Genomic DNA, 1,501 nt, shown 5'->3' on the forward strand with positions numbered 1-1,501 from the left:
GGAAACGCACTGTGGTTAAATGTGGGTTTATTGGACATAGACTTTCTCAATAAAAAGAGCGGGCTCAGCGCACCGCTCCATAATACAAGGCGTAATTATTTGTTCGCTTTAGCAAACTTAGCGAGCAATCCGTTCGCACGTTCAACGGCCTCATCCAACGCTTCTTGCGCTGACTTATCACCCGACCAGACAGTTTCAAGCTCTTCGTTGATCACATCGCGAATTTGCACGAAGTTACCCAAACGAATACCTTTCGATGCAGGGGTGGGCTCCACTTCTGTCATCTGATTAATCGCGACATCTGTCCCCGGGTTCTTAGCGTAAAAGCCTTGCTTTTTACTCAGCTCATACGCACCGTGAGTGATCGGCAGATAGCCAGTAAATTGGTGCCAATCAGCTTGGATCTCTGGTTTTGACAAGAACGAGAAGAACTGAGCAACGCCCTTGTACTCTTCTGATTCATGACCTTGCAGAACCCAAAGCGTGGCGCCGCCAATAATCGTATTTCTTGGCTGCTCAACGGCTTTATCCCAGTAAGGCAGCTTGGCAACACCAAACTCAAAGTCTTTCACGCTCTCACGCACGCCCGCATAGGACGCTGAAGAGTTCATATACATGGCACACTCGCCACTATAAAAAAGTGGTGCACTGTCAGAGCGACGGCCGCCATACTCAAAGATCCCAGCTTGTTGCCAGTCTGCCATTTTGGCGATGTGATCAACGAAAGGTGATTGGTTAATCAGCATTTCGTTATCCACACTGCTAAAGCCGTTATCATTAGTGGCAATCGGGGTATTATGACGTGCGCCGAGGTTTTCGATTTGTACCCAAGACTGCCAGCCGGTGGTGAAGCCACACTGGGTGCCATTGGCGAGAAGCTTTTCTGATACTTGCTCGACCTCTTCCCAAGTCTTAGGTGGTGTCACTCCCGCTTTGGCGAACAAATCTTTGTTGTAATAAAGCACCGGTGTTGAGCTGTTAAACGGCATAGACAACATGTTGCCATTTTCGTCTGAGTAGTAGCCGGTCACAGAAGAGAGATAATCAGACTGGTCGAACGGTACTTTGGCGTCTTGCATTAACTCATACACTGGGTAAATGGCGCCTTTTGCAGACATCATGGTCGCCGTGCCCACCTCAAACACTTGCACGATATGAGGTTGTTTGTTGGCGCGGAAGGCAGAGACCGCCCCCGTCATGGTTTCGGTATAGTTGCCCTTATAAACGGGCTTCACTGTGTAGTCGTCCTGACTGGCATTGAACTTCTCGGCCATTTCATTCACTTTTTCACCGAGATTTCCGCCCATTGCGTGCCACCATTCAATTTCGGTTGCAGCGTTGGCGGAAAACGAGGCCAACAACAAGGCCGAAGAAAGCGCGGTTAAGCGTTGGGTTTTCATGCGTCACTCCTTTTGAGGATGGGGTAATGTTCATCTGGCAACTTAATGAACAAAAATGAACATAATATGAACCTCACCGAAAAGGGAGATGACAATTGTAC

General features: G+C 48.6%; 1 protein-coding gene. It reads right to left on the reverse strand.

The features are described from left to right. Positions 1-95 precede the first annotated feature (95 nt). A complete protein-coding gene (gene ugpB / locus BZG79_RS15475) occupies positions 96-1,400 on the reverse strand; it encodes a sn-glycerol-3-phosphate ABC transporter substrate-binding protein UgpB (protein ID WP_077576035.1) in 1,305 nt (434 codons plus the stop codon). Between the last annotated feature and the right edge of the window lie 101 nt (positions 1,401-1,501).

This window comes from Salinivibrio sp. MA427 (assembly GCF_001996115.1).
GTDB lineage: Bacteria > Pseudomonadota > Gammaproteobacteria > Enterobacterales > Vibrionaceae > Salinivibrio > Salinivibrio costicola.

Excerpts from the sequence above, each read along its gene's own strand:
- ugpB (WP_077576035.1), bottom strand. The coding sequence starts at position 1,400 with ATGAAAACCCAACGCTTAACCGCGCTTTCTTCGGCCTTGTTGTTGGCC.